Genomic DNA, 23,200 nt, shown 5'->3' on the forward strand with positions numbered 1-23,200 from the left:
TGAGCATGGAGCATTGGATTGTTGCCCCCATCATCTTGCCCGCCTTGATCGGGCCCATGATGGTTCTGACGATGCGACACGACGTGTCGCTGCAACGGATCGCCGGTATCGCAACGGGTGTGGTCCTGGTTGGCATCACGGTCGCGCTTCTGGTCGCGGCCAGCGGCGGGGATGTCGAATCCTATGAGTTGGGCAGTTGGCCCGCGCCGTTTGGCATCGTGCTGGTGCTCGACCGTTTGTCCGCGCTGATGGTCACCTTGACCGCCGTGTTGGGCTTGATCGTGCTGACCTACGCGTCGCTCACCGGCTGGGATCAACGCGGCGAAATTTCCATGCGCTGTTCCAGTTTCAGCTCATGGGCCTGTTCGGCGCCATGCTGACAGGTGATATCTTCAACCTGTTCGTCTTTTTCGAGATATTGCTGATTGCGTCATACGGTCTGATGACCCATGCGGGCGGACGTATGCGGCTGCGCAGTGGCGTGCAGTATGTGATCTTCAACCTTGCCGGATCGACCTTGTTCCTGTTCGCCCTCGGCACGCTTTATGCGGTGTTCGGCTCGCTGAACATGGCGGATCTGGCCGAACGTGCGGTGCAACTTCCCGCCGGGGATGAGGCCTTGGTCCGGGTCACGGCGGCGCTGTTGCTGCTGGTGTTTGTGCTCAAAGGTGCGATGTTGCCGTTGCATTTCTGGCTGCCCAACACTTATGCGCTGGCGCCGGCGCCGGTCGCAGCCCTGTTTGCGGTGATGACCAAGGTCGGCGCTTACTCGGTGATCCGCGTCTACACGCTGGTCTTCCCGGAAAGCCTGGGCGCGATGAACGGGTTGGTCAGCAACGTGTTGATGCCCGCGGCCCTGTTGACCCTGGCGGTCGGCATGATCGGCGTGTTCGGCGCGCGTACACTTGCACGCGTGGTATCCTTTGCCGCGATCGGATCCATGGGGACGCTGTTTCTGGCGGTCTCGACCTTTCATGAAACCGGGATCGCGGCGGCGCTTTATTACATGGTCCATTCGACGCTGGCGGGGGCTGCGTTGTTTCTGGTCGTTGATCAGGTACGGGCGCGGCGCGGAAATTCCGCACTGACGGCACAAGCACCGATGCCGGGCACCGGCATTGTCGCCGGTTTCTTCTTTGTGGCCGCCATCGCCTCTGCCGGGATGCCACCCTTGTCGGGCTTCATCGGCAAATTGTTGATCCTCGACGCGATTTGGGATCAGGCCTGGTGGGTCTGGGGCTGGGCCATTGTGCTGACGACCTCGTTGCTGGCCATCGCCGGGTTTTCGCGTGTCGGCTCATCCTTGTTCTGGAAGCCCTATGACGCCAAGACCCCGCCGCCTGACGGGTTCGAGGTGGTGCCGGGGACGACCTCGGGCGTCGCGTTGGGCGTGTTGGGGCTGTTGCTGGGTTTGATCGTTGCGTTGACCGTGTTTGCCGGACCGATGACACGCTATACGCAATCCGCCGCCGCGCAATTGATGAACCCGGTTGAGTATATCCATGCGGTCATGGGTACACCCGCCGAGCGCGTCGTTCGGGCAGCCGCAGAGGCTGCGGCAGCGGCGGCGACATCACATCACGGCACCGACGACGCCGCAACCGAGGGTCATTGACATGCGCGCGCGCCTTCTTCCCCACCCGTTGCTTTCGTTGGCCTTGTTCGTGATCTGGCTGCTGCTGGTCAATTCGATCTCGATCAACTCGATTGTCTTTGCGGCCCTGCTGGGTATCGTCGTGCCGATGATCACCCAGCCCTATTGGCCGGACATGCCGACGCTGCGCAACCCGGTGGCGATTGTCGGGTATTGTCTGATCGTGCTTTATGACATTGTCGTCGCCAATACCCAGGTCGCCCTGATCGTGTTGTTCAAGCGCAGTGCCGATCTGAGACCTGCATGGGTCTGCGTGCCGCTCGATATCCGCTCGCCCGAGGCAATCACCGTTCTGGCCGGCACCATCACCCTGACCCCCGGCACCGTATCCTGCGATCTGTCCGAGGATGGGCGCGCGATATTGGTCCACTGCCTGCACGCGCCCGACCCGTCGGCGGTCAGCGCCGACATCAAATCCCGCTACGAGCGGCGGCTCAAGGAGATCTTCGAATGATCATTTATGCGCTGACCTTTGCCATCACCTGCTTTTCGCTCGGGTTGATCCTGAACCTGTGGCGTGTGGTGGTCGGCCCCGCCAAGAGCGACCGGATTCTTGCGCTCGATACCATGGTTATCAATGCCATCGCGCTGTTGATCCTGATGGGAATCTGGCAGGGCACGACGATCTATTTTGAAGTCTCGATGCTCTTTGCCCTCGTTGGCTTTGTCTCAACCGTGTCCTATTGCCGCTTTCTTTTGCGCGGCGACATTATCGAATAAGGGGGTGCCGTCATGCCACTTTGTGCTGAAATCACCGTCACGGTGTTCCTTGTCATCGCCGGTTTCTTTGGGCTCGTCGGCTCTTTCGGCCTGATCCGGTTGCCGGACCCGATGACCCGTCTTCATGCGCCGACCAAGCCCTCGACGATGGGTGTTGGCGGAGCCTTGCTGGCGTCGATGGTCTTTTTCTATGCGACCGAGGGGCGCATCTCGTCGCATGAGTTGCTGATCACGATTTTCCTGCTGCTGACCGCCCCGATCGCGGCCTTGTTTATCGGCAAGGTGCATCTGCATCAGCGCGTTTCCCCCAAGGATCTGCCAACACCGGATGCGGGCACTGGATGGGCCAGTTTTACGGCCGAAGGCCCGGCGCGCGGCGTGCGCGATTTTCCGCCCGCAACCCGGGCCACAGAGCGGCGGCCTGACAAAAAGGTGTCAAACTGACGCGGCTATGGTTTCCGTATCAAGACGTTTGCTGTAACACTTCTGCGGTCGCCGGTGTGTTGGCGGCGGGTACAGGGGTGTACCTTGGTGTGGGACGCGGAACAGATTGACGACCTGACTGAAACCGTTGTGCGACGGCTTTTGGTCGAAGGTGGAACGGCGCGTGCCCTTGCGGTCGAAATCGCCGCTCAACTTGCTGCGCAAAACGCGACGCTTCCGGCCTTGGCTGTGGCACTGCCGTTTTCCTTGGCGGCGGGTGGGATCGAAGAGATGCTGGGTGGCGGACCACAGGCCTGCGCTGCGGCCCGCGACGCCTGGCGCATCGCGGCTTTGATTGGCGGCGATGCCCTGGCGCTCCATGCCACGCTTCGATGCCCGGCCACGGTTTCCGACCTGTGCGCACATTGGGCGTCGGGCGATACCGTGTTTTCAGCATAAGCAAAAGGCCCCGCGCCGGGGGCCTTTTCGGGGTCAACCGTTTCGGTGCCCCCCGTGCATCAGGGTCTGGCACCCGATGCCAGCAAGTCGCGGATTTCTGCCAGAAGCTGCTCTTGCGACGGAGGGGTGGGTTCGGCAGGGGCCTCAGGTGCGGCCTCTTGTTCGCGCATCGCGGCGTCCTTGACCTTGTTCACCGACTTGACCAGCATGAATACGACCCAGGCGATGATCAAAAAGTTGATCACGGCCATGAGGAACGACCCATAGGCAAACACCGCCGCCCCGGCTTCCCGGGCAGCCTCAAGGCTTGCGCCCGCCGCGACCTCGCCCGACAGAACAAAGTAGTTGTTCGTGAAGTCCAGGCCACCCGTAAACAGGCCGATGATCGGGTTGATCAGGTCAGCCACCAGGGAACTGACAATCGCGGTAAACGCCGCGCCGATGATGATCCCGACGGCCATGTCCATGACATTGCCGCGCGCGATGAAGTCCCGGAATTCTTTGATCATGTCACAATTCCCCTTTTGTAACGATGGCGTTGTTGTCGCAGGGTACCCGGTCATTCCCACCTTGAAGACCGCACCCGAAGCTGATTGTATCCCCGATAAGCCCTGTGGATACAGGGAAAATCAAGGTTTATTTTTCATCTTTACTGGTCTGGATACGCCATGTCGCCATTGTCTGAACACCCCGTTTCCCGCCGCTGGCCTGCGCAAAATCCTGACGTGTTGCAACTATACTCGTTGCCCACCCCGAACGGGGTCAAGGTGGGGATTGCCTTGGAAGAGCTGGCGATACCATACGAGGCGCATCGACTCAGTTTCGCCGAGGGTGATCAGTTCACACCAGAGTTTCTGGCGCTCAATCCGAACAACAAGATCCCAGCGATCCTCGACCCCAATGGCCCGGGAGGCAAGCCGCTCGCGTTGTTTGAAAGCGGTGCGATTCTGATCTATCTGGCCGAGAAAGCCGGACGCCTGATTCCCGCGGACCCGGTGGATCGCTTGCTGACGCTTCAGTGGCTCATGTGGCAGATGGGCGGCGTCGGCCCGATGTTTGGCCAGTTGGGATATTTCCATACGTTTGCCGGCAAGGACATCGAAGACAAACGCCCGTTCGAGCGCTACCGCGCCGAGACTGCCCGGTTGTTGACCGTTCTGGACGGGCAACTGGAGGGGCGCGATTGGGTCACCGGCGAGTTCTCGATTGCCGATATTGCAATTGCGCCTTGGGTTAGGACGGTCCTGACCCATTATGCGGCACAAGACCTTGTGGGCTGGGATGACCTCAGCAATGTTCCGGGCTGGCTTGACCGTTTCTTGGCCCGCCCGGCAGTTCAACGCGGTCTTCTCGTACCCAAGGCGGATTGACCCGCGAACCGCGACCCGCAGCGTGGCCGAATGGCCCGCAATCAACCTGGTTCTCGGTCAGACGCGTCGGTGCCATTGCAATGGTACCTGCGCCTGTGGCAAGAGAGAGCGACCAATCCAGACGGAGCTAGCCGATGCCTGATTTTGCCACCCGCCGGACGACCATGGTCGATACCCAGGTGCGCCCTTCGGATGTAACAAAGCTGCCGATTATCAAAGCCATGCTGACCATCCCGCGTGAGCGTTTTGTGCCTGATGCCTTGGCAGAGGCCGCATATATCGGCGAAAACCTCGTTTTGGGCAGTGGGCGCGTGCTGCTGGACCCACGGTTCCTGGCGAAAATGCTGGATGCGCTGGACATCAAGCCAGACCAGATGGTCCTCGATATTGCGCCCGGCACTGGCTATTCCAGTGCGGTGATCTCGCAATTGGCAGAAGCCGTCGTTGCCGTTGAGCCTGATTCGGACATGGCGGATGATGCAGAAGCTGCATTTGAGGCGCAGGGCATCAACAACATTGCCCTGGAGCGCGGCCCGGCCGTTGATGGGGCTGCCGCACATGGACCGTATGATGCGATCATCATTCAGGGCGGCATCGAGGTGTTTCCACAATCGCTCAGTGATCAGTTGAAAGATGGCGGACAGGTTTGTGCCATTTTTCTCGACGGAACTCTGGGCACCGTGCGTTTAGGCTATAAGCACGCTGGCGTTATCCGCTGGCGCGATATTTTTAACGCGTGGGCGCCGCCTCTGGACGGTTTCCTCGCCGAGCGCAGCTTCGCGCTGTGAGAGACATGTCGTCCACGTCCGGGCGGTAGACAGGGCAGGACCCCGAGGGGGGTGTTTGCCACGACTAGCATTGGAGGGCGCAATGAGCGTTCTGTTTCGGATTCGGTCCGCAGTTTTAGGATTTGCCCTGAGCGGACTGGCGGCGATGCCGCTCCACGCCGACACATTGGCCGATGCCTTGGCATCTGCCTATCGCAATTCGAACCTGCTGGAGCAAAACCGCGCGCTCTTGCGGGCCTCGGATGAAGACACTCAGCAAGCCATCGCGGCAATCGGTCCCGTCGTCGATTTCATCACCACCGCCTTGGCAAACAGTGACAATGCGCCGTCGATGCGCCTGAGTTTTCAACTTGTCGCCAGTGCCACGCTGTATGATTTTGGCCGCGGCCGTCTGGCAATCGACCTCACACGCGAACAGGTGTTGTCCGCCCGGGCCGGCCTGATTGTGGTGGAACAAAACGTGCTGTTCGATGCGGCGCAGGCCTATCTGAATCTGTTCAGCGAGTTGCAAAGCGTCGATCTGCAACGCAACAGTGTCTCGGTCATCAGTGAGCAATTGCGCTCGGCGCAGGAACGTTTTGAACTGGGCGATTCAACTCGTACCGATGTCGCCATCGCCGAGGCACGTCTGGCCGCCGCCCGGTCGGCGCTTGCCGCGGCCGAAGGCAATGTGGCGGTCGCCCGCGAGTCGTACAATCTGGCGGTCGGCCGCTACCCGAGCGGTTTGTCGCAGCCGCCACGCTTGCCACGTCTGCCCGGCTCTCTGGCCGCAGCGCAAGAGATTGCGCGCCGCCATCACCCGGCGATCACCCAGGCGCAACATCAGGTGGCCGCAGCGGATATCCTGTCGGAAATCGCCGGGCGGCAGCGGTATGGCACTGTTACGGGCAGTCTCACAGGCGAGATCGCCGAGAGTGATACGTCGCTCGGGCGCAGCAGCACGAGCGATATCACCGCGTCGATGCGCTACGCTGTGCCACTTTACACCGGGGGGCGGTTGAACTCGGTGGAGCGTCAGCGCGTGGCGCAGGGGCAAGCGCAGCGCGCGGCCTTGCATCAGACGGTGGCTGTGGTGCAGCAAGCGGTCGCGTCGAACTGGGCGTTGCTGCAAGTGGCGCGGGCGCGGTTGGCGTCGGGTGACTTGCAGATCCAGGCCTCGCTCTCTGCCTATGAGGCGGTGCGTGCCGAGGTTGAACTCGGTTCCCGCACGACCTTGGATCTGTTGAACGCGGAACAGGAATTGCTCGACGCCCGCTCGTCGCGGGTTCTTGCATCTGCAGGCGTGCAAACCGCCGCCTATGCCTTGCTCAACACTATGGGACAGATGACGGTTGGGGCGCTGGGGTTGGGGATTCCCACCTATGACGTGGAAGCCTATGCGTCCGGGCCCAATTCGCGTCGGTCTGACCGCGCGCCGTCGGAACAAGGCAGCATGTTGGACCGCATCCTCGGGCGGCATCAGCAGCCATAAGACAATTGATTCGGATCGACAGTTGTCTGAAACCCCGTCCCGGGTTAGTCTTGGGGTTCAAACGGGCAAGGGTGAAAAATGGCTGAGGCAATGACCAATCGAGAGATTGAGGACGTTCTGACGTCCATTCGGCGCTTGGTTGCGCAGGACGGTGCGCGTCCGACGGATGCAGGTCGTTTGATCCTTACCGAAGAATTGCGAGTGGGCGTCGCGTCGGTTGCGACAGCCGTTGCCACACCCGCGCATGTAAGCACGCAAGCCCCCGGTATCGCGCAGGATGCGGCCCGCTCTCCGGGTGATGGCGATGAGGGGTCAGGGGAAAACCCGCCTAACTTGTCGCTTCCGGAACCTGATTTCGGCAAGCTCGAAGCGACAATCGCAGAGTTGGAAGCCGCCGTATCCGCCAGCGGCGAGACATGGGAGGCCGAAGCCAGCCCCGGGGATGCTCCGGTCTCCTCAAATGTGACCGACCTTTACGGTCGTCTGAACTTTGTGCATCGCAGTGCCGCAACGGAAAAAGATGCGGATGTTGCAACCTCGACCGAGATCGCGACGCCTGACACCGGGGCTACAGAGGGTGCCCCCGGGATCGGAGCCGAATTGCACGCGAAGGCAGCTGATAGTGACGGTGAAACGCAGCCAGAGGACGCCTTCGCAGCCGTTGACGCACCCGCGTTGGCGCGAGATTTCGATGATGGTTCTGAGGCGCGTGAGGCGGATGCGCGTGAGACCGGCGACGCGGTTTCAGAACACGACTCGATTCTGGATGAAGAGATGTTGCGCGCCTTGGTCGCACAAATCGTACGCGAGGAGCTGCATGGTCAGCTGGGCGAGCGTGTGACGCAGCAAGTGCGAAAACTGGTTCGTGCCGAGATCGCCAAGGCGCTGGACGACCGTAACTTTTTGTAAGCGACGACACCGGATGGTCAGGCGGTGCAACCTTTGGCAAGGCCGACGCTCAGGGGCATCGAGCCCCATCGCGTCGGTGGGCCTTCGCCCACATTGCGCGTTGATTTGACGGATGTGCGCGTGCGCAACCGTGCTCGCCGTGAGTATTTTTGGCAAGATGATGGGGCAACACTGGTGAAAACGCCGCCCGGGGATGGGGCGGCGTTTTCTGTCTGGTCAAAGCAACGCTTTGACTTTGTTGACGATGGCGTCGGCGGTGATTCCGAATTCCTGATACAGCCGTTCTGCCGGGGCTGATGCGCCGAACCCGGTCATGCCGACGAAATCCGACTTGCGCGCCCGTTCGCCCAGCAGCCAGCGATCCCAGCCACCGGCCCGGACGCCGGCCTCGATGCCGATGCGCGCCGGACCTGCGGGCAGAACGCGCTTGCGATAGCTTTCTGGCTGATCGGCGAACAGTTCCATGCAAGGCATGGAGACAACGCGTGTGCCAATGCCCTCGGCCTGCAGGGCCTCACGGGCTTGTAGCGCGATCTCGACCTCGGAGCCGGTGGCGATCAGGATCACCTGGCGCTTGCCCTCGGAGTCGGCCAGCACGTATCCGCCCTGCGCCGTCAGGTTCTTGGCGGTGTGCGCGCTGCGCGCCGGGGTCAGGTTTTGACGGCTCAAGGACAGCACCGAGGGGGTGGATTTCTGGCTTAATGCCAATTCCCAGGCTTCGGCGGTTTCGACCAGATCGGCAGGGCGGAACACCAAGGTGTTGGGGGTGGCGCGGGAGATCGCCAGATGCTCGACGGGTTGGTGGGTCGGGCCGTCTTCGCCCAGGCCAATGGAATCGTGGGTCATCACATAGGTGACCGGGATTCCCATCAGCGCGCTCAGGCGCATCGCCGGGCGCGCGTAGTCGGTGAAGGCCATGAACGTGCCGCTATAGGGGCGGATGCCGCCGTGCAGCGCCATGCCGTTCATCGCCGAGGACATGCCGTGCTCGCGGATACCCCAGTAGACATAGCGCCCGCCACGGTTGTCGATGTCGAATACGCCCATATCGGCGGTCTTGGTGTTGTTCGAGCCGGTCAGGTCGGCCGAGCCGCCCATCGTGTCGGTGACGATCGGGTTGATCGCCTTGAGCACCAGTTCCGAGGCGGCGCGGGTGGCCATTTTCTTGGGGCTGTCGATGGCGTCTTTCTTGACCTTGCGGATTGCCGCCGGCAAGCGGGCGGGCAACTCGCGGGCGAAGATGCGGGCGAATTCGGCCTGTTTGGTGGCAGAGAGGGCCGTCAGACGTGCCCCCCAGGCGGCGCGTTCCGTCGCACCGCGTGCGCCGATGGCCTCCCAGGCCGACTTGATGTCGGCGGGAATCTCGAAGGGGCCATGGTCCCAACCATAGGCGGCGCGGGTGTCGGCGATCAGTTTCGCGTCGGTCAGGGCGCCGTGACCCTTGGAGGTATCCTGTGCCGAGGACCCCAGCGCGATATGCGTCTTGCAGGCGATCATTGCCGGGCGTGGGCTGGCTTTGGCGGCGGTGATCGCGCGGTCGATATCCACCGGATCGTGGCCGTCGCAGTCGAACACATCCCAGCCCGAGGCGGCAAAACGGGCGCGCTGGTCGGTGATGTCCGACAGGGCCACGGTGCCGTCGATGGTGATGCCGTTGTCATCCCAGAGCACGATCAGCTTGGACAGTTTGTGCCGACCCGCAATGCCGATGGCCTCTTGGCTCACACCCTCCATCAGACAGCCGTCGCCGGCGATGACATAGGTGTGGTGGTTCTGGATCTTGGCACCCCAGCGGGCGCGCAGATGTTCTTCGGCGATGGCAAAGCCGACCGCATTGGCGATACCCTGACCCAGCGGGCCGGTGGTGGTTTCGACGCCTGTCGCGTGGCCATATTCCGGGTGGCCGGCGGTGATCGCGCCCCATTGGCGGAAGTTCTTGACCTGCTCCAGCGTCATGTCGGCATAGCCGGTCAGATGCAGCAGCGCGTAGATCAACATCGAGCCGTGGCCCGCCGACAGGATGAAGCGGTCGCGATCCTCCCAGTCTGGCGCAGAGGCGTCAAACTTCAGGTGGTTCTGGAACAAAACCGTGGCGACATCGGCCATGCCCATCGGCATCCCAGAGTGGCCGGAATTGGCGGCCGCAACCGCATCGAGCGTTAATACGCGGATGGCGCAAGCCAAACGCCAATGCTCTGGGTGTTGGGCGCGAAGAGTGGCGATATCCATGGCAGCGATCCTTCGTTAAAGGAGGTTTCGAGGCGTCATAACAGGCTGGTGACCGAGTTCAAGCTTGCCGCGCGAGGATCGGTTGGAAAGCCTGCGTTTTCCGCCTATTCTAGCGTCAAAATGACCCGCCAGGCAGGCGTGCAATGATTCGCGTCGCGACTGCGGGCACGCGTGAGGAGAGATGGATGAGCGACCTAGCCCCGGTAGAACGCCGGCTTTCGGATGCCCTTGATCGGATCGCCCGACGTTTGGAGAAAGGTGCAGCCTCGGCCAAGCCTGCGCGCGGGTCCGTGTTCGGTCTGGGCGCGCGGCCCGAAATCGGCCCTGATCCAGAACAGACAGCAACCATAGCCAGTCTGCGTGAGGCGCTGGAAAAAGAGCGGGCGGCGAATGCCCAGCTCAGTGAGCGGGTGCATCAGGTCAAGCAGCGTCAGGAAACCACGATTGCGCAGCTGGAGCGGCGTTTGGCGCGGCTGACCGAGCAGCTTGATTTGCAAAGCCTTGAGATGTTGCGTCTCAAGAAAGCGAATGCCAAGCTGATGGGGTCGAACACCGCGCTGCGCGAGGCACAGATCGAGGAATTCCCGGATGCGACCTTGATCAACAAGTCGATCTCGGCCGAGTTGGAGGCCTTGCAGGCCGAACGCCGGGCGGAAATGGCCGAGATGGAAGAGATCCTGGCCGAATTGAAGCCGCTGCTTGCGGCTGAAGCGCGATAAACAGGAGGCGCGGATGCCCGAGGAAACAATCGAAATTGGTGGCAAGACCTTCGAGGTCGCCTGTCAGGCCGGCGAGGAGCAATATCTGCAAGCCGCAGCCCGCATGTTGGACGCCGAAGCGCGCACGTTGATCGACCAGATCGGCCGCTTGCCCGAGGCGCGCATGTTGCTGATGTCCGGCTTGATGCTGGCCGACAAGACAGCAGGGGCCGAAGACCGGGTGCGGCTGCTCGAGGAAGAACTGGTCGCGGCGCGGGCCGAATTGGACCGGGTGCGCGCGACTCCGCGGGAACGGGTCGAGGTGGCCGCTGTCCCGGCTGCCGCGATTGAAAAACTGTCGGAATTGGCGGCGCGGGCCGAGGCTTTGGCCGATCAGATCGAAACCAGTGCCTGACGGGCGATCCGTTCAGCGAAGCTGTGATTGCAAGGTGCGTGCGGTGTCGATGAGGGTGGCCAGTCGGCCGGGGTCCATCTCGGGCTCGCCCAGCCTGATCTTTGTGCCTTGGTTGCCAATCAGGATCATCGGCGCCATTCCAGACCGGTGGCGCGGTTTTGGCAGGGTGTGAATCGCCTCGGCAATCGCGGCGGTGTCGAAATGTCGGGTCGGGTCCACGCTGGCCATGATCGTCACCATGCTGCCGTCCTGCGGCTCAAAGGCCTGCAACGCGCCCAGATGCGCTCCGATCTCATCCCCAATCAGATGCGACAACACCCGGCGCGACAGCGCGTTGTCGAACATGCCCAGCAGCCCGGACGCCGCCGCGGCAACGCCCGAGGCCGCGCGCGTGGAATAGATCGCCAGCCCCCCGTCGAGCCGTGGATCGGGCAGGCTCAACTGCGTTGAGCCGCCCTTGGTCACTGTGCTGCTGCCAGACTTGCGCGTCAGCGGTTGGGTGATGACGATTTGCAGCCCCGAGTCGTCATCGCGCAGCATGGACCGTGCCGCCTGGCTGCCGTGCCGCCCGGTTTCCGTGTATTCCAGCCCGCGTTCCAGGGCAAAGCGGCGCAGCATGGCTTTGGCGCGACGATCCCGTCGGACCATGACAAAGGCGGTACCGCCGAGTATCCCGGCAAGCGCGATGAAAATCGCGAGGCCCAGTGCATTGGCGAGGGGCAAATCCATGAGGATATCCGCATCGGGACAAGAGTATGTGCCCCAACACTACACCGAGATTGGCGAGACATCCAAAAAAAACCGACGCAGGGGGCCTGCGTCGGTCTTGTTCTGCGGTCGGCGCGGCTCGCGCGCGCGCCGCCAGATGTTCAGATCAGGCGTTGGCTTCGCGGATTTTCTCGGCGGCGTCCTTGTCATAGGCCACGCCTTTTGCCTCGAACAACTGGTCCAATTCGCCCGACAGCGTCATCTCGGTGATGATGTCGCAGCCGCCGACAAATTCGCCTTTGACATAAAGCTGCGGGATCGTGGGCCAATCCGAATATTCCTTGATTCCCTGACGCACGCCTTCGTCGGCTAGCACGTTCACGTCGGCGTATTCCACGCCCATGAAATTCAGCACCCCGGCCACGCGGCTGGAAAACCCGCATTGAGGCGTGGTTTTGGTGCCCTTCATGAACAGCACGACATCGTTGGATTTCACGGTCGTTTCAATGGTGTCTTTTGCGTCAGTCATCCGTTTTGTCCTTTGCTCTCAGAGTGCGGGTCCGCGCAACTCTGGAAATCCTGCGATCAAGGGGCGCCCCAATCACGCGTTTCTTCTTTGTCCAAATAGTCGCGCCTTGCGTTGCGCCAAGTCTCGAAATCCAAGAAAATCGTCGGCCCGTGCTCAGTCTGGTGCTTTTGTCGTCAGCGCCAGCGCGTGCAGCTCGCCATTTGCGCCGTCCATCTTGCCTTTTAGCGCCGCATACACGTCACGCTGTTGCTGCACACGGTTCTTGCCGCGAAAGCTTTCGTCAATGATTTCGGCGGCATAATGGTTGCCGTCACCCGCCAGATCGGTGACCGTCACCTTTCCGTTCGGAAAGGAGGTCCGCAACAGCGTTTCGAGGTCCAGAAGTGTGATAGCCATGCGCCGTCTCCGTTATGCGTTCAGACAGATGTAAATCTCGTGGGGGCTGCGTGCAAGTGTTGGTGCGTTAGACATAAGCGCGCAGGCTGCGGATAAAGCCCGCGGTGCGGCTTTTCAGGTCTGATGCGTCGATGGCGGCCAGCGAGTCGCGTGTCCAGCCGGTGTCGGGCGCGTGTTCTTCGATCAGCGCCTCGCATTGGGCGGCGGCGGCGGCGGGCAGCGGCAAGGTGCGCGCGGTGACCAGCAATTCAAGGTCCTGATGAATTCGTCGCAGAGCCGCCAAGGCCTCGGCCATTGGCACCATCAAAGCCGGTTGATCGCGCCAGTTCTGCCCGGCAAACACGTCGTGCGTCACGCGTTGCCCGGCGCCGAGGCAGGAAAACTTGCGGCAGCCCGAATAGCCCGCGGCATCCAATGTTTCATGGATGGTGCACGAAAATGCCCCATCCAGCTTGGGGCAGGCGGCGCAAGCGGGCTTGTCTGCCGCGAAGTCCTCGCCCGCATCAAACGCGAGCGCCATGCAACACAGCGCCACGCAGTCGGAACAATTCGCCACAAAAGAAGGGATCTGAACCATGTCGTCTATGCGTCCGGGCTTGATTTATACGGCCGCTGTACCCTCAGACGACCGTAAAAATCACTCAATCGCTGCGGCAAAGGACGTCCGATAGAGCGCCGACAAGTCGGACAGTGCCGCGCTGCTCGCCCCCATCGACACGGTGTTCCCGCCAAATCGCCCGACGCTCTGAATTAGGACCCCGGCACCAGAGGCTGCGACCATCAGGGCTTCGGCGGCGTCGAAACCACTGGCCACGAGATAGCGCGCCTGATCCTCGCCGAACAGGGTCGGGGTGTCATCGGACTCGAGGGTCAGGCCAAGGCCCGCCGCTTCGGCCATTTCAAACGCCGCCAAGGCCAGGCCGCCATCCGATAGATCCGTTGCGGCGTTGATCAGGTGTCGATTGGCGCGCAGAAACTCGCCGTTGCGCCGCTCTTCGACAAGGTCAACAACGGGGGCGTCGCCATCCGCCCGGTTGAAGACTTCGGCGAGCAGGGCGGATTGGCCCAAATGACCCTGAGTTTTGCCGATCAAGAGCGCATAGTCGCCCTCGGCGGGTTGCCCGGCAATCATCTCATCAAGCGACTGGAGCAGACCCACTGCGCCGATGGTCGGGGTTGGCAGAATGCCGACGCCGTCGGTCTCATTGTACAGGCTCACGTTGCCCGACACGATGGGCATGTCCAGCGCGGCGCAGGCCTCGCCGATGCCTTGAATCGCGCCGACCAATTGGCCCATGATTTCAGGCTTTTCAGGGTTGCCGAAATTCAGGTTGTCGGTGGTTGCCAAAGGCGTTGCGCCTACGGCGGTCAGGTTGCGATAGGCTTCGGCAACGGCTTGTTTGCCGCCCTCGACGGGGTTCGCCTTGACATAGCGCGGCGTCACGTCGCTGGTAAAGGCAATGGCTTTGGGCGTGCCGTGCACCCGCACAATGCCCGCGCCCAGACCCGGCGCGCGCACCGTGTCCGCCATGACCATATGATCGTATTGCTCCCAGACCCAGGCCTTGTGCGCGTAATTGGGGCTGGAGATCAGGCCTTTCAGCCCGTCAATCGGGTCAATGTGGGGCACGTCGCCCATTGCCTCGGCGGCGGGTGTCGGCACCCACGGGCGGTCGTATTCTGGTGCTTCCGAGGATAGTTTTGACAGTGGCAGGTCGGCTTTGACCTCATTGCCATGCAGAATCAGGAACCGGTCTTCGGCGATGGTTTCGCCAACAATCGCAAAATCGAGGTCCCATTTCTCGAACACGGCGCGGGCCTCGGCCTCTTTTTCCGGGTGCAAGACCATCAACATGCGCTCTTGCGATTCCGACAGCATCATCTCATAGGCGGTCATGTTGGTTTCGCGCTGCGGCACGTCGTTCAGTTGCAGCTTGATGCCCAGACCCCCCTTGTCGCCCATTTCGACCGCCGAGCAGGTCAGGCCCGCCGCGCCCATGTCCTGAATGGAAATCACCGCGCCGGTCTGCATCAATTCCAGCGTGGCCTCCATCAGGCGCTTTTCGGTGAACGGGTCACCAACCTGCACGGTGGGGCGCTTTTCCTCGATGGTGTCATCGAACTCGGCCGAGGCCATCGTCGCGCCGCCAACCCCGTCACGCCCGGTTTTCGCGCCGAGATAAACAACCGGCATGCCGATCCCTGACGCTGTCGAGTAGAAAATCTTGTCCGCATCCGCGAGGCCCGCCGCGAAGGCGTTGACCAGACAGTTGCCGTTATAGGCCGCATGGAACCGCACCTCGCCACCGACATTGGGCACGCCGAAACAGTTGCCATAGCTGCCGATCCCCTCGACCACGCCCTTGACCAGATGTGGGGTCTTGGGGTGGCCGGGTTCACCAAAGCTCAGGGCGTTCATCGCGGCAATCGGGCGGGCGCCCATCGTGAACACGTCGCGCAGAATGCCGCCCACGCCGGTCGCAGCGCCTTGATGCGGCTCGATATAACTGGGGTGGTTGTGGCTCTCCATCTTGAAGATCAAGGCCTGACCATCGCCAATATCCACCACGCCGGCATTTTCACCGGGGCCGCAGATCACCTGCGGGCCGGTGGTCGGCAGGGTGCGCAGCCATTTCTTGGACGACTTGTACGAGCAATGCTCATTCCACATGGCGGAAAAAATGCCCAACTCGGTGAAATTGGGCGCACGGCCGATGATCTCGAGGATGCGCGCGTATTCATCGGGCTTGAGCCCATGCGCGGCGATCAGTTCGGGGGTGACGGTGGGTTCGGTCATGACGGCTTTCCCGGACGCTGGAACGTTGGCAGCGTCATAAGGCAACCCGACCCCAAGGAAAAGGGGACATGGCAAGATGACGGGGATTTCCCCCCAGCCAACGTCGGCGCCGGATATTTTTCCACGGCGGTGTCGACGCGACGCGCGGCCTCAACGCCGGAGTGCGACGTCGAAATAGCCGGTTGGCGACAGCGCGATTGCGATCATGTCATGGCCTTCGTTGACCATTTCGTTGACCACGGCGACCACACCATACGGAATTGCCTCGCCGGGGGACCACATGGTGTAATCGTTGAAGAACAAGACGCCGCCCGGTTTGACCGCAACCTTGGCGGCGCGGCTATCCTTCATCGCGCCAATGTATGAATGGTCGCCGTCGATATAGGCCCAATCCAGCGAACCTGGCGCGATTTTCTTCAAGTTCGTCGAGGAATCGCCGCCGTGCAGGCTGACACGGGGGTCGGATCGGACGTCGGGGCGAATCTGCGGGATCGACATATCCAGCAAATGCAGTGTCTTGAGCGAAAATTCATCGAGAAGGAACCGCGAGAAATCACCACGCTGAACGCCGACTTCGGCCCCCACGTCACCCGTTGCCATGGCCCGCATCATCTGGAAACGGTCAGAAAACACACGGCAGTTTTCCAGCGCGTCATCGCGCATTTTAACGGGTTTTTTTTCGTGCAGGAACATAGGCGGTTGTTTTGCCGCCCGTTTATAGGCCTTTAACGCTTCCCGAAACGCGACGAGTTTTGCCATGGTCGCCTCGCGCAATGCGTTGATCGTTGCCTCGTCAGCCATGGAACCCTCTGAGTTGAGCTTGGAAATTTGATACAGTTATATGGGCGCTGCAGGTTGGCGTAAATCGCGCGCATCCGCTTTCATGCGGAAATGCCAAAAAAAAGGCCGAGCAGTTGCTCGGCCGAAGTCCAACAGGGAGGTAAAGATACAAGCAAAAGCTGTGTATCTTGCGTTCAGAGATAGTCCATTCGTGGCTTTGGATCAAGATTTTCTTCGCTGCATGTGCATCATAACCGCAATGCGTTGCATGCATGCCTCACTGCTGAAACCGGGCGCGCGGAATGTCCCGTCAGGTATTGGTCGCGCTTCGGTTGCGACGATAGGCGATGATTCCCTCAAGAACGAAATCCCGGAAGGCCGTGATCCGCTTGGAATGGCGAAGTTCTTCCGGATAGGCGAGGAAAACGGGGACCTCTGCGCTTTCGACATCTGGCAGAACCCGGACGAGGCTTGGAAAATCCTCGGTCAGGTAATCCGGCAGCAACCCGATGCCAAGATTGTTCAGAACGCCTTGGAGGACGCCGAAATAATTGTTGACCGTGAAGGTCGAACTGATCGCGTAGGTGTTGAGTTCGCGAACCAGCGCGGCACCCGCCGACACCTGCGGCGCGTTGGCATTCTGGCTGACCAGTCGAAATCTGGCCATATCGGGCAACGTAAGCGGGGTGCCGTTTTGCTCCAGATATGCGGGCGACGCATAGAGCCGCATCCGCACGCTCATCAGGCGTTTGCGGATCAGATCGGCCTGGCTGGGTTCCTTCATGCGGATGGCCAGGTCGGCCTCTCGCATCGGAAGGTCCAAAACGCGCTCTTCAAGCATCAGATCAATTTTCAGATCTGGATAACGTTCATACAGGGCGGGCAAGCGCGGGGCCAGCCAGAGCGTTCCGAACCCGGTTGTCGTGGTGACCCGCAGCTCGCCATAGACTTCTTCTTCACTGTCGCGAATGCGGGCGGCAGCGGTTTCGAGTTGCTTGGACATCGTGCGTGTCGCGTCAAACAACAACTCGCCTTGCTCGGTCAGGATCAGACCGCGCGCATGACGGTGGAACAAAGTGGTTCCGAGGCTTTCCTCCAACCCGCGAATTTGACGGCTGACAGCAGATTGGCTCAGGCTGAGCACGTCGCCAGCATGGGTCAGGCTGCCCGCGTCGGCGACAGCGTGAAAAATTCTAAGCTTGTCCCAATCCATAGCGGATTTATCTGTTACCCTGTAGCCTGATGAGGTCTCGTCGCCTCTGCTCATAAGGCAGAAGTGGACGTCAGAAAAGAAAAGATTGCGTCAACGCCGCTTATAGGGCAGTGTTTGTGACCTATATGGCGTTCAAAACCCCGTTCCGCGCCATGCCAGCAGGAGAGTCCGATGACCAACCAGTCCATTTCCCTGAACGATCGGTTCGATCTGGAGAAAACGCCGATCCTGCTCAACGGTACGCAGGCATTGGTGCGGCTGATGCTGCAACAATCTGCGCGGGACCGGGCGAATGGGTTGAATACGGCGGGTTACGTCACCGGGTATCGCGGCTCTCCGCTGGGCGCGGTCGACCTGCAAATGCAGCGCTCGAAACCGTTTCTGGACGCGGCCCATGTAAAGTTTCAACCGGGTCTGAACGAAGATCTTGCCGCGACCGCGATCTGGGGTTCGCAACAGGCGGAACTGCGTGGTGACGGCGCCTATGACGGGGTTTTTGCGCTGTGGTACGGCAAAGGGCCCGGCGTTGACCGCACCGGCGACGTGATGCGACACGCCAATATGGCGGGCTCCAGCGTGCATGGCGGCGTCATCATGGCGATGGGCGATGATCACACGGGCGAATCCTCCACCGTGTTGCACCAGTCCGATTGGGCGATGATCGACGCCTATATGCCGGTCGTGTCGCCGGGGGCGTGCAGGAAATCCTTGATTATGGTCATTACGCCTATGCGCTCAGCCGGTTTTCGGGGCTCTGGGTGGGGCTGAAAACGATGAAGGACACGGTCGAGGCCACGGCCGTCGTCGATGGCAACCCGCATCGCCTGCAGTTTGTCACACCAGAGTTCAAAATGCCCGAGGGCGGTCTGAACATTCGGCTCGGTGACAGCCCGGTTGCGCAGGAAGCCCGGATGATCGACTTCAAACGCTTCGCTGCCGAGGCGTTTTCGCGTGCCAACCGCATGGACAAGCGGATGTGGGGACAGGCAGGGGCCAAGATCGGGCTGGTTGCGGCGGGCAAGAACTGGCTGGATCTGGTGCATGCTCTGGGGCTGCTGGGCATAGACGAGGCCGAGGCCGAGCGTCTGGGCATCACCACCTACAAGGTCGGGCAGACCTGGCCGCTGGATATGGAGAGCTTCCATGAATGGGCCGAAGGGTTGGATCTGGTCATTGTCGTTGAGGAAAAGCGCAAACTGATCGAGGTGCAGGTCAAAGAGGCGATCTTTGATGATCGCCGAGGCCGCCGCGTTTACGGTTGGCACAAGGGCGACACCTGGAAAAACGGCCGTCAGGTCGAGCTGTTCCCGACGCGCTATGCGCTCGACCCGGTGATGATCGCCGAGAAGCTGGGCAAAATCTTCATCGAAGAGGGCAACGACACGGACTCGCTGCGCGCCGGGCTTGCGCGACTGGACGAAGCGCGCCGGGGTGACAACGCCCGCGAAATCGCCGCGCGCCTGCCATTCTTCTGTTCGGGCTGCCCGCATAACACCTCGACCAAAGTGCCGGACGGCAGCCGCGCCTATGCCGGGATCGGCTGTCACTATATGGTGCAGTGGATGGACCGCGCGACCGATGGCTTCACGCAGATGGGTGGCGAAGGGGCCAATTGGATCGGCAAATCCTTGTTTTCAAAGCGCGCGCATGTGTTTCAGAACCTGGGCGACGGCACCTATAACCACTCGGGCGCGCAAGCGATCCGCGCGGCTTTGGCGGCAGGAACCACGATCACCTACAAGATCCTGTTCAACGATGCCGTGGCGATGACCGGCGGGCAGGCCAACGAGGGTGGTTTGACCGCTGACCAGATCGCGCGCGAAATCCACGCGATGGGGGTCAAGAATATCGCGCTGGTCTATGATGACAAGGAAGACGTGGATTTCGCCCGGATGCCCACAGGGATCGAGAAATTCGAGCGCGCGGATCTGATGTCGGTGCAAGACCGCTTCGCCAAGATCAAGGGCGTCTCGGCGATCCTGTATGTGCAGACCTGCGCCGCCGAAAAGCGCCGCCGTCGCAAGCGGGGGCAATTCCCGAACCCGGATCAGCGCGTGTTCATCAACACCGATGTCTGCGAGGGCTGTGGCGATTGCGGCGTGCAGTCGAACTGCGTGTCGATCGTGCCGGTGGAAACCGAATTGGGCCGCAAGCGGGCGATTGATCAATCGTCCTGCAACAAGGATTTCAGCTGTCTCAAGGGGTTCTGCCCGTCGTTTGTCACCGTGACCGGGGCGAAACCCAAAAAGGCCGCAACCCGCGCGCTGGACCTGCCCGACCTTCCCGAGCCGACCCTGCCGGTGATCAACGGCACGCATAACATCGTGATCACCGGGGTTGGTGGCACGGGCGTTGTCACCGTTGGAGCCGTCTTGGCGCAGGCCGCGCAAATCGACGGCAAAGGCGCTGGCATGATGGAAATGGCGGGCCTCGCCCAAAAAGGGGGTGCGGTGCATATTCATTGCCGCATCGCCAACAAACCCGAAGATATCAGCGCCGTGCGCGTGGCCGTGGGCGAAGCGCATGCAGTCATTGGCGGCGATCTGGTCGTCACCGCCGGGGCCAAGACCATTGGCCTGATGCGGACGGGGCAAACCGGCGCCGTGGTCAACAGCCACGAAACGATCACCGGGGAATTTACCCGCAACACCGAATTCCGCTTGCCTTTCAACGAGCTGACCGTCGCTCTTGAGGCGCGTTTGCGGGATCGGTTGAGCATTCTGGACGCCTCTGAACTGGCGCGGGTTTTGTTGGGGGATTCGATTTTCTCCAACATGATGGTGCTGGGCGGCGCGTGGCAGATGGGTCTGATCCCGGTTTCCGGCGACGCGCTGCGCGGGGCGATCCGGCTCAACAAAGCTGCGGTCGAGGGCAATCTGCGCGCCTTCGAGATCGGGCGCTGGGCCGTGCTTCATCCGGCCGAAGCTGCGGCGCTCTTGATGCCCGCCACGGTCAGCACGCTGCCGGTCGATCCGATTGCCTATCGCGAGACGCATTTGCAGGCCTATCAAGGCGCTCGTCTGGCCCGCCGTTTCCGGGCTTTGGTGGACGGCATTCCGGATAAAGCGCTGCGCGAGTCTGTGGCGCGCGGATATCACAAGCTGTTGTCCTACAAGGACGAATATGAAGTGGCACGGCTGCATTTGCAAACCGTCGAAAAGGCCAAAGAGGCTTTTGACGGTGATCTCGGCGTCCATTTCCATCTCGCGCCACCACTCATTGCCCGCACCGGATCGGATGGGCGCCCCCAAAAGCGCAAATTTGGCCCCTGGATGCTGACCGGCTTTGCAATGCTGGCCCGGATGAAAGGGCTGCGCGGCACGCCGTTTGACCCCTTCGGGTATAGCGCCGAGCGCAAGATGGAGCGTGCCTTGATCCAGCAATATGAGGCCGATCTCAAGGCGGTCATGCCAAAACTGACGCCGCAAACCCAGGACTTGATTCAGGAACTGGCGTTGCTTCCCTTGTCGATTCGCGGTTTTGGTCCGGTCAAGCACGCCAACGCCACCAAAGCGGCCAAACGCAGAACCGAGATCCTGGCCGCGATCGAGGCGGGCGGGGTTCCGACGCGGGTGGCGGCGCAATAACCCGCGCCGCGGCCGCGAAACAGGTCATGGATTTCTTGTGCGGCGCACCGTATGACGGGACGCACGCACAACAGGTTGCGGACAGGCGATAGAGGCACAACATGGCGGTTGGCGTTTTTGATTCCGGGCTTGGTGGGCTGACGGTGCTCGAGGCGCTGACGCGCAAACTGCCCGACGTCCCGTTTGTCTACTTTGGCGACAACGCCAACACACCCTACGGTGTTCGTGATGCCGATGACATATATAACCTGACCTGTGCCGGGGTTCAGCGCCTGTTCGATGAGGGCTGCGATCTGGTCATCCTGGCCTGCAACACGGCCTCGGCCGCGGCACTCAGACGGATGCAGGATGGCTGGATCCCCGAGGGAAAGCGCGTGCTTGGCGTGTTTGTCCCACTCATCGAGGCACTCACCGAGCGGCAATGGGGCGACAACAGCCCGCCGCGCGAGGTCGCGGTCAAACACGTCGCGCTGTTCGCCACCCCGGCAACGGTGGCCAGTCGCGCCTTCCAGCGTGAATTGGCGTTTCGGGCCATTGGCGTCGATGTCGAGGCGCAGCCTTGTGGCGGTGTGGTCGATGCCATTGAGCAAGGTGATCTGATCCTTGCCGAAGCGCTGGTGCACAGCCATGTCGAAGCCCTGCATCGGCGGATGCCAAACCCCGAGGCGGCGGTTCTGGGATGCACGCATTATCCGCTGATGGAAGAGGCCTTCCGCGCGGCGCTTGGCCCCAAGGTCGAGGTGTTCTCGCAGCCCGAACTCGTGGCGGCCAGCCTCGCGGATTACCTCATGCGGCATCCGGAAATGCTGGGGAGCGGGAACACCAGCGCCTATCTGACGACAGGCGATCCCGTCGCGGTGGGGCACAAAGCCACTCTGTTCATGCGCCGACGCATTCCGTTCGCGGCGGCGTGACTCCGAGCCACATGCGAGACGCAGTACGCTGCGGCAAAAACGCCCGTTGTCGGGCGAGACCAGACTTCTTATGTCATTCCCCAAGGGAGACCCCTCATGACTCATAACGTCGCAATCCTTGGTGCCAGCGGCTATACCGGTGCCGAACTCGTGCGGATCATTGCCACACACCCACGTCTGCGGGTTGCTGCGCTGTCGGCCGACCGCAAGGCGGGGCAGGCGATGGGCGCGGTGTTTCCGCATCTGCGCCACCTTGATTTGCCGACACTGACCACGATTGACGAAATCGACTTCTCGCAAATCGAGTTGGTGTTTTGCGCGCTGCCGCATGGCCTGAGCCAAGCGCTGGTCAAGGATCTGCCGCGCTCGGTCAAGGTCGTCGATCTGGGCGCCGACTTCCGGCTGCGCGATCCGGCGGCCTATAAAAAATGGTACGGGCTGGACCACGCCGCCGTCGAATTGCAGCCCGAAGCCGTGTACGGCCTGACCGAGTTCTATCGTAAGCAGATCAAGGGCGCACGTTTGGTGGCGGGGACGGGGTGCAACGCGGCGACGGTGCAATTCGCGCTGCGCCCATTGATCGAGGCGGCGCTCATCGACCTTGATGACATAGTCTGCGACCTGAAAAACGGGATTTCCGGGGCCGGGCGGTCGCTCAAGGAAAACATGCTGTTTGCCGAGCGCTCTACCGATGTCTCGGGCTATAGCCAGGGCGGAAAGCACCGGCATCTGGGCGAATTTGATCAGGAATTCAGCCTGTTGGCGGGACGTCCGGTAGAGATCATCTTCACGCCGCATCTGGTGCCGATCAACCGGGGCATTCTGGCGTCGTGCAATGTCAAGGGCGACCCCAAGGCGATTCATGCGGCGCTGGCCGCGCGCTATGCCGAGGAGCCGTTCATCGTCGTGCTGCCCTTCGGCGAAGCGCCGGGGATGGGGCATGTGATGGGCTCGAACTTCTGCCACATCGGCGTGGTCGGCGACCGCAAGCCGGGCCGCGCATTGGTGGTGTCCACGCTGGACAACCTCAACAAGGGCTCCAGCGGGCAGGCGATCCAGAATGCCAACCTGATGCTGGGCCTGCCCGAGACCGAGGGGCTGATGCTGGCCCCTGTTTTCCCATAGCCGCCAGAAACGGAG

The 23,200-nt window shown here is 61.5% G+C and carries 21 protein-coding genes and 2 pseudogenes; 14 read left to right on the plus strand and 9 right to left on the minus strand.

Annotation, left to right across the window (positions count from 1 at the left end; genetic code table 11):
• The first annotated feature begins 5 nt into the window (after positions 1-5).
• The 5 genes and pseudogenes from VDQ28_RS14395 to VDQ28_RS14415 all read left to right on the plus strand — a co-directional run bounded on the left by VDQ28_RS14395 (position 6) and on the right by VDQ28_RS14415 (position 3,256).
• Positions 6-1,615 (plus strand): annotated as a pseudogene (locus tag VDQ28_RS14395) (monovalent cation/H+ antiporter subunit D).
• A 1-nt stretch (position 1,616) separates the two neighbouring features.
• Positions 1,617-2,108: a Na+/H+ antiporter subunit E gene (locus tag VDQ28_RS14400; RefSeq protein WP_323036592.1), complete on the plus strand. Its 492-nt coding sequence runs from the start codon at positions 1,617-1,619 to the stop codon at positions 2,106-2,108.
• Positions 2,105-2,374 (plus strand): K+/H+ antiporter subunit F, encoded by a 270-nt coding sequence (locus VDQ28_RS14405; protein ID WP_323036593.1) that lies wholly within the window; start codon positions 2,105-2,107, stop codon positions 2,372-2,374. Before VDQ28_RS14400 ends, VDQ28_RS14405 begins: the two co-directional genes overlap by 4 nt.
• 12 nt (positions 2,375-2,386) lie before the next feature.
• Complete coding sequence (locus tag VDQ28_RS14410) at positions 2,387-2,818, plus strand: Na+/H+ antiporter subunit G (protein WP_323036594.1); 432 nt, start codon at positions 2,387-2,389, stop codon at positions 2,816-2,818.
• Positions 2,819-2,902: 84 nt separating this feature from the next.
• Positions 2,903-3,256, plus strand: a complete 354-nt coding sequence (locus tag VDQ28_RS14415) for a hypothetical protein (RefSeq protein ID WP_323036595.1) — start codon at positions 2,903-2,905, stop codon at positions 3,254-3,256.
• A 59-nt stretch (positions 3,257-3,315) separates the two neighbouring features.
• On the opposite strand, the gene mscL is transcribed toward VDQ28_RS14415, so the two are convergent.
• Positions 3,316-3,765 carry a large conductance mechanosensitive channel protein MscL gene (mscL, locus tag VDQ28_RS14420; protein ID WP_323036596.1) on the minus strand — a complete coding sequence of 150 codons (450 nt, stop codon included), beginning with the start codon at positions 3,763-3,765 and terminating at the stop codon, positions 3,316-3,318.
• A 159-nt stretch (positions 3,766-3,924) separates the two neighbouring features.
• Here mscL and VDQ28_RS14425 point away from each other — a divergent pair, with 159 nt between their 5' ends.
• The 4 genes from VDQ28_RS14425 (at position 3,925) to VDQ28_RS14440 (ending at position 7,794) form a co-directional block, all read left to right on the plus strand.
• Positions 3,925-4,626: a glutathione S-transferase N-terminal domain-containing protein gene (locus tag VDQ28_RS14425; RefSeq protein ID WP_323036597.1), complete on the plus strand. Its 702-nt coding sequence runs from the start codon at positions 3,925-3,927 to the stop codon at positions 4,624-4,626.
• A 134-nt stretch (positions 4,627-4,760) separates the two neighbouring features.
• Complete coding sequence (locus VDQ28_RS14430) at positions 4,761-5,414, plus strand: protein-L-isoaspartate O-methyltransferase (RefSeq protein WP_323036598.1); 654 nt, start codon at positions 4,761-4,763, stop codon at positions 5,412-5,414.
• Between the two features lie 82 nt (positions 5,415-5,496).
• Positions 5,497-6,885 carry a TolC family protein gene (locus VDQ28_RS14435; protein ID WP_323036599.1) on the plus strand — a complete coding sequence of 463 codons (1,389 nt, stop codon included), beginning with the start codon at positions 5,497-5,499 and terminating at the stop codon, positions 6,883-6,885.
• A gap of 78 nt (positions 6,886-6,963) precedes the next feature.
• Complete coding sequence (locus tag VDQ28_RS14440; protein ID WP_323036600.1) at positions 6,964-7,794, plus strand: hypothetical protein; 831 nt, start codon at positions 6,964-6,966, stop codon at positions 7,792-7,794.
• Between the two features lie 216 nt (positions 7,795-8,010).
• On the opposite strand, the gene tkt is transcribed toward VDQ28_RS14440, so the two are convergent.
• The gene (tkt, locus tag VDQ28_RS14445) at positions 8,011-10,023 is read right to left on the minus strand and encodes a transketolase (protein ID WP_323036601.1); all 2,013 of its coding nucleotides are present in this window, start codon (positions 10,021-10,023) and stop codon (positions 8,011-8,013) included.
• 185 nt (positions 10,024-10,208) lie between these two features.
• Here tkt and VDQ28_RS14450 point away from each other — a divergent pair, with 185 nt between their 5' ends.
• Positions 10,209-10,742, plus strand: coding sequence for a hypothetical protein (locus VDQ28_RS14450; protein ID WP_323036602.1), 534 nt, complete (start codon positions 10,209-10,211; stop codon positions 10,740-10,742).
• Positions 10,743-10,755: 13 nt separating this feature from the next.
• Positions 10,756-11,136, plus strand: a complete 381-nt coding sequence (locus tag VDQ28_RS14455; RefSeq protein WP_323036603.1) for a cell division protein ZapA — start codon at positions 10,756-10,758, stop codon at positions 11,134-11,136.
• Between the two features lie 12 nt (positions 11,137-11,148).
• Here the strand turns inward: VDQ28_RS14455 and VDQ28_RS14460 are convergent, their stop codons facing one another.
• The 7 genes from VDQ28_RS14460 to VDQ28_RS14490 form a co-directional block, all read right to left on the minus strand.
• Complete coding sequence (locus tag VDQ28_RS14460) at positions 11,149-11,865, minus strand: hypothetical protein (RefSeq protein ID WP_323036604.1); 717 nt, start codon at positions 11,863-11,865, stop codon at positions 11,149-11,151.
• Positions 11,866-12,010: 145 nt separating this feature from the next.
• The gene (gene grxD, locus VDQ28_RS14465; RefSeq protein WP_323036605.1) at positions 12,011-12,373 is read right to left on the minus strand and encodes a Grx4 family monothiol glutaredoxin; all 363 of its coding nucleotides are present in this window, start codon (positions 12,371-12,373) and stop codon (positions 12,011-12,013) included.
• A 153-nt stretch (positions 12,374-12,526) separates the two neighbouring features.
• Positions 12,527-12,769, minus strand: a complete 243-nt coding sequence (locus VDQ28_RS14470) for a BolA/IbaG family iron-sulfur metabolism protein (RefSeq protein ID WP_323036606.1) — start codon at positions 12,767-12,769, stop codon at positions 12,527-12,529.
• 67 nt (positions 12,770-12,836) lie between these two features.
• Positions 12,837-13,289, minus strand: a complete 453-nt coding sequence (locus tag VDQ28_RS14475) for a hypothetical protein (protein WP_323036607.1) — start codon at positions 13,287-13,289, stop codon at positions 12,837-12,839.
• A 117-nt stretch (positions 13,290-13,406) separates the two neighbouring features.
• A complete protein-coding gene (gene purL / locus VDQ28_RS14480) occupies positions 13,407-15,566 on the minus strand; it encodes a phosphoribosylformylglycinamidine synthase subunit PurL (RefSeq protein WP_323036608.1) in 2,160 nt (719 codons plus the stop codon).
• Between the two features lie 150 nt (positions 15,567-15,716).
• Entirely contained in the window at positions 15,717-16,367 is a 651-nt protein-coding gene (locus VDQ28_RS14485) for a class I SAM-dependent methyltransferase (protein WP_323036609.1), read from the minus strand.
• Between the two features lie 289 nt (positions 16,368-16,656).
• Positions 16,657-17,559 carry a LysR family transcriptional regulator gene (locus VDQ28_RS14490; RefSeq protein ID WP_323036610.1) on the minus strand — a complete coding sequence of 301 codons (903 nt, stop codon included), beginning with the start codon at positions 17,557-17,559 and terminating at the stop codon, positions 16,657-16,659.
• 171 nt (positions 17,560-17,730) lie between these two features.
• Here VDQ28_RS14490 and VDQ28_RS14495 point away from each other — a divergent pair.
• From VDQ28_RS14495 to argC, 3 genes and pseudogenes are all read left to right on the plus strand, one after another.
• Positions 17,731-21,146: pseudogene (locus tag VDQ28_RS14495) on the plus strand (indolepyruvate ferredoxin oxidoreductase family protein).
• 101 nt (positions 21,147-21,247) lie between these two features.
• Positions 21,248-22,060 (plus strand): glutamate racemase, encoded by an 813-nt coding sequence (locus VDQ28_RS14500; RefSeq protein WP_323036611.1) that lies wholly within the window; start codon positions 21,248-21,250, stop codon positions 22,058-22,060.
• 96 nt (positions 22,061-22,156) lie between these two features.
• Positions 22,157-23,185 (plus strand): N-acetyl-gamma-glutamyl-phosphate reductase, encoded by a 1,029-nt coding sequence (gene argC, locus VDQ28_RS14505; protein ID WP_323036612.1) that lies wholly within the window; start codon positions 22,157-22,159, stop codon positions 23,183-23,185.
• The last annotated feature ends 15 nt before the right edge of the window (positions 23,186-23,200 follow it).

The organism is Pararhodobacter sp. (assembly GCF_034676545.1).
GTDB lineage: Bacteria > Pseudomonadota > Alphaproteobacteria > Rhodobacterales > Rhodobacteraceae > Pararhodobacter.

What these genes read in the sequence shown, in the direction of transcription:
- VDQ28_RS14400 (WP_323036592.1), top strand. Translation starts at nt 1,617, where the DNA reads ATGCGCGCGCGCCTTCTTCCCCACCCGTTGCTTTCGTTGGCCTTGTTC.
- VDQ28_RS14405 (WP_323036593.1), top strand. Translation starts at nt 2,105, where the DNA reads ATGATCATTTATGCGCTGACCTTTGCCATCACCTGCTTTTCGCTCGGG.
- VDQ28_RS14410 (WP_323036594.1), top strand. Translation starts at nt 2,387, where the DNA reads ATGCCACTTTGTGCTGAAATCACCGTCACGGTGTTCCTTGTCATCGCC.
- mscL (WP_323036596.1), bottom strand. Translation starts at nt 3,765, where the DNA reads ATGATCAAAGAATTCCGGGACTTCATCGCGCGCGGCAATGTCATGGAC.
- VDQ28_RS14425 (WP_323036597.1), top strand. Translation starts at nt 3,925, where the DNA reads ATGTCGCCATTGTCTGAACACCCCGTTTCCCGCCGCTGGCCTGCGCAA.
- VDQ28_RS14430 (WP_323036598.1), top strand. Translation starts at nt 4,761, where the DNA reads ATGCCTGATTTTGCCACCCGCCGGACGACCATGGTCGATACCCAGGTG.
- VDQ28_RS14435 (WP_323036599.1), top strand. Translation starts at nt 5,497, where the DNA reads ATGAGCGTTCTGTTTCGGATTCGGTCCGCAGTTTTAGGATTTGCCCTG.
- VDQ28_RS14440 (WP_323036600.1), top strand. Translation starts at nt 6,964, where the DNA reads ATGGCTGAGGCAATGACCAATCGAGAGATTGAGGACGTTCTGACGTCC.
- tkt (WP_323036601.1), bottom strand. Translation starts at nt 10,023, where the DNA reads ATGGATATCGCCACTCTTCGCGCCCAACACCCAGAGCATTGGCGTTTG.
- VDQ28_RS14450 (WP_323036602.1), top strand. Translation starts at nt 10,209, where the DNA reads ATGAGCGACCTAGCCCCGGTAGAACGCCGGCTTTCGGATGCCCTTGAT.
- VDQ28_RS14455 (WP_323036603.1), top strand. Translation starts at nt 10,756, where the DNA reads ATGCCCGAGGAAACAATCGAAATTGGTGGCAAGACCTTCGAGGTCGCC.
- VDQ28_RS14460 (WP_323036604.1), bottom strand. Translation starts at nt 11,865, where the DNA reads ATGGATTTGCCCCTCGCCAATGCACTGGGCCTCGCGATTTTCATCGCG.
- grxD (WP_323036605.1), bottom strand. Translation starts at nt 12,373, where the DNA reads ATGACTGACGCAAAAGACACCATTGAAACGACCGTGAAATCCAACGAT.
- VDQ28_RS14470 (WP_323036606.1), bottom strand. Translation starts at nt 12,769, where the DNA reads ATGGCTATCACACTTCTGGACCTCGAAACGCTGTTGCGGACCTCCTTT.
- VDQ28_RS14475 (WP_323036607.1), bottom strand. Translation starts at nt 13,289, where the DNA reads ATGGCGCTCGCGTTTGATGCGGGCGAGGACTTCGCGGCAGACAAGCCC.
- purL (WP_323036608.1), bottom strand. Translation starts at nt 15,566, where the DNA reads ATGACCGAACCCACCGTCACCCCCGAACTGATCGCCGCGCATGGGCTC.
- VDQ28_RS14485 (WP_323036609.1), bottom strand. Translation starts at nt 16,367, where the DNA reads ATGGCTGACGAGGCAACGATCAACGCATTGCGCGAGGCGACCATGGCA.
- VDQ28_RS14490 (WP_323036610.1), bottom strand. Translation starts at nt 17,559, where the DNA reads ATGGATTGGGACAAGCTTAGAATTTTTCACGCTGTCGCCGACGCGGGC.
- VDQ28_RS14500 (WP_323036611.1), top strand. Translation starts at nt 21,248, where the DNA reads ATGGCGGTTGGCGTTTTTGATTCCGGGCTTGGTGGGCTGACGGTGCTC.
- argC (WP_323036612.1), top strand. Translation starts at nt 22,157, where the DNA reads ATGACTCATAACGTCGCAATCCTTGGTGCCAGCGGCTATACCGGTGCC.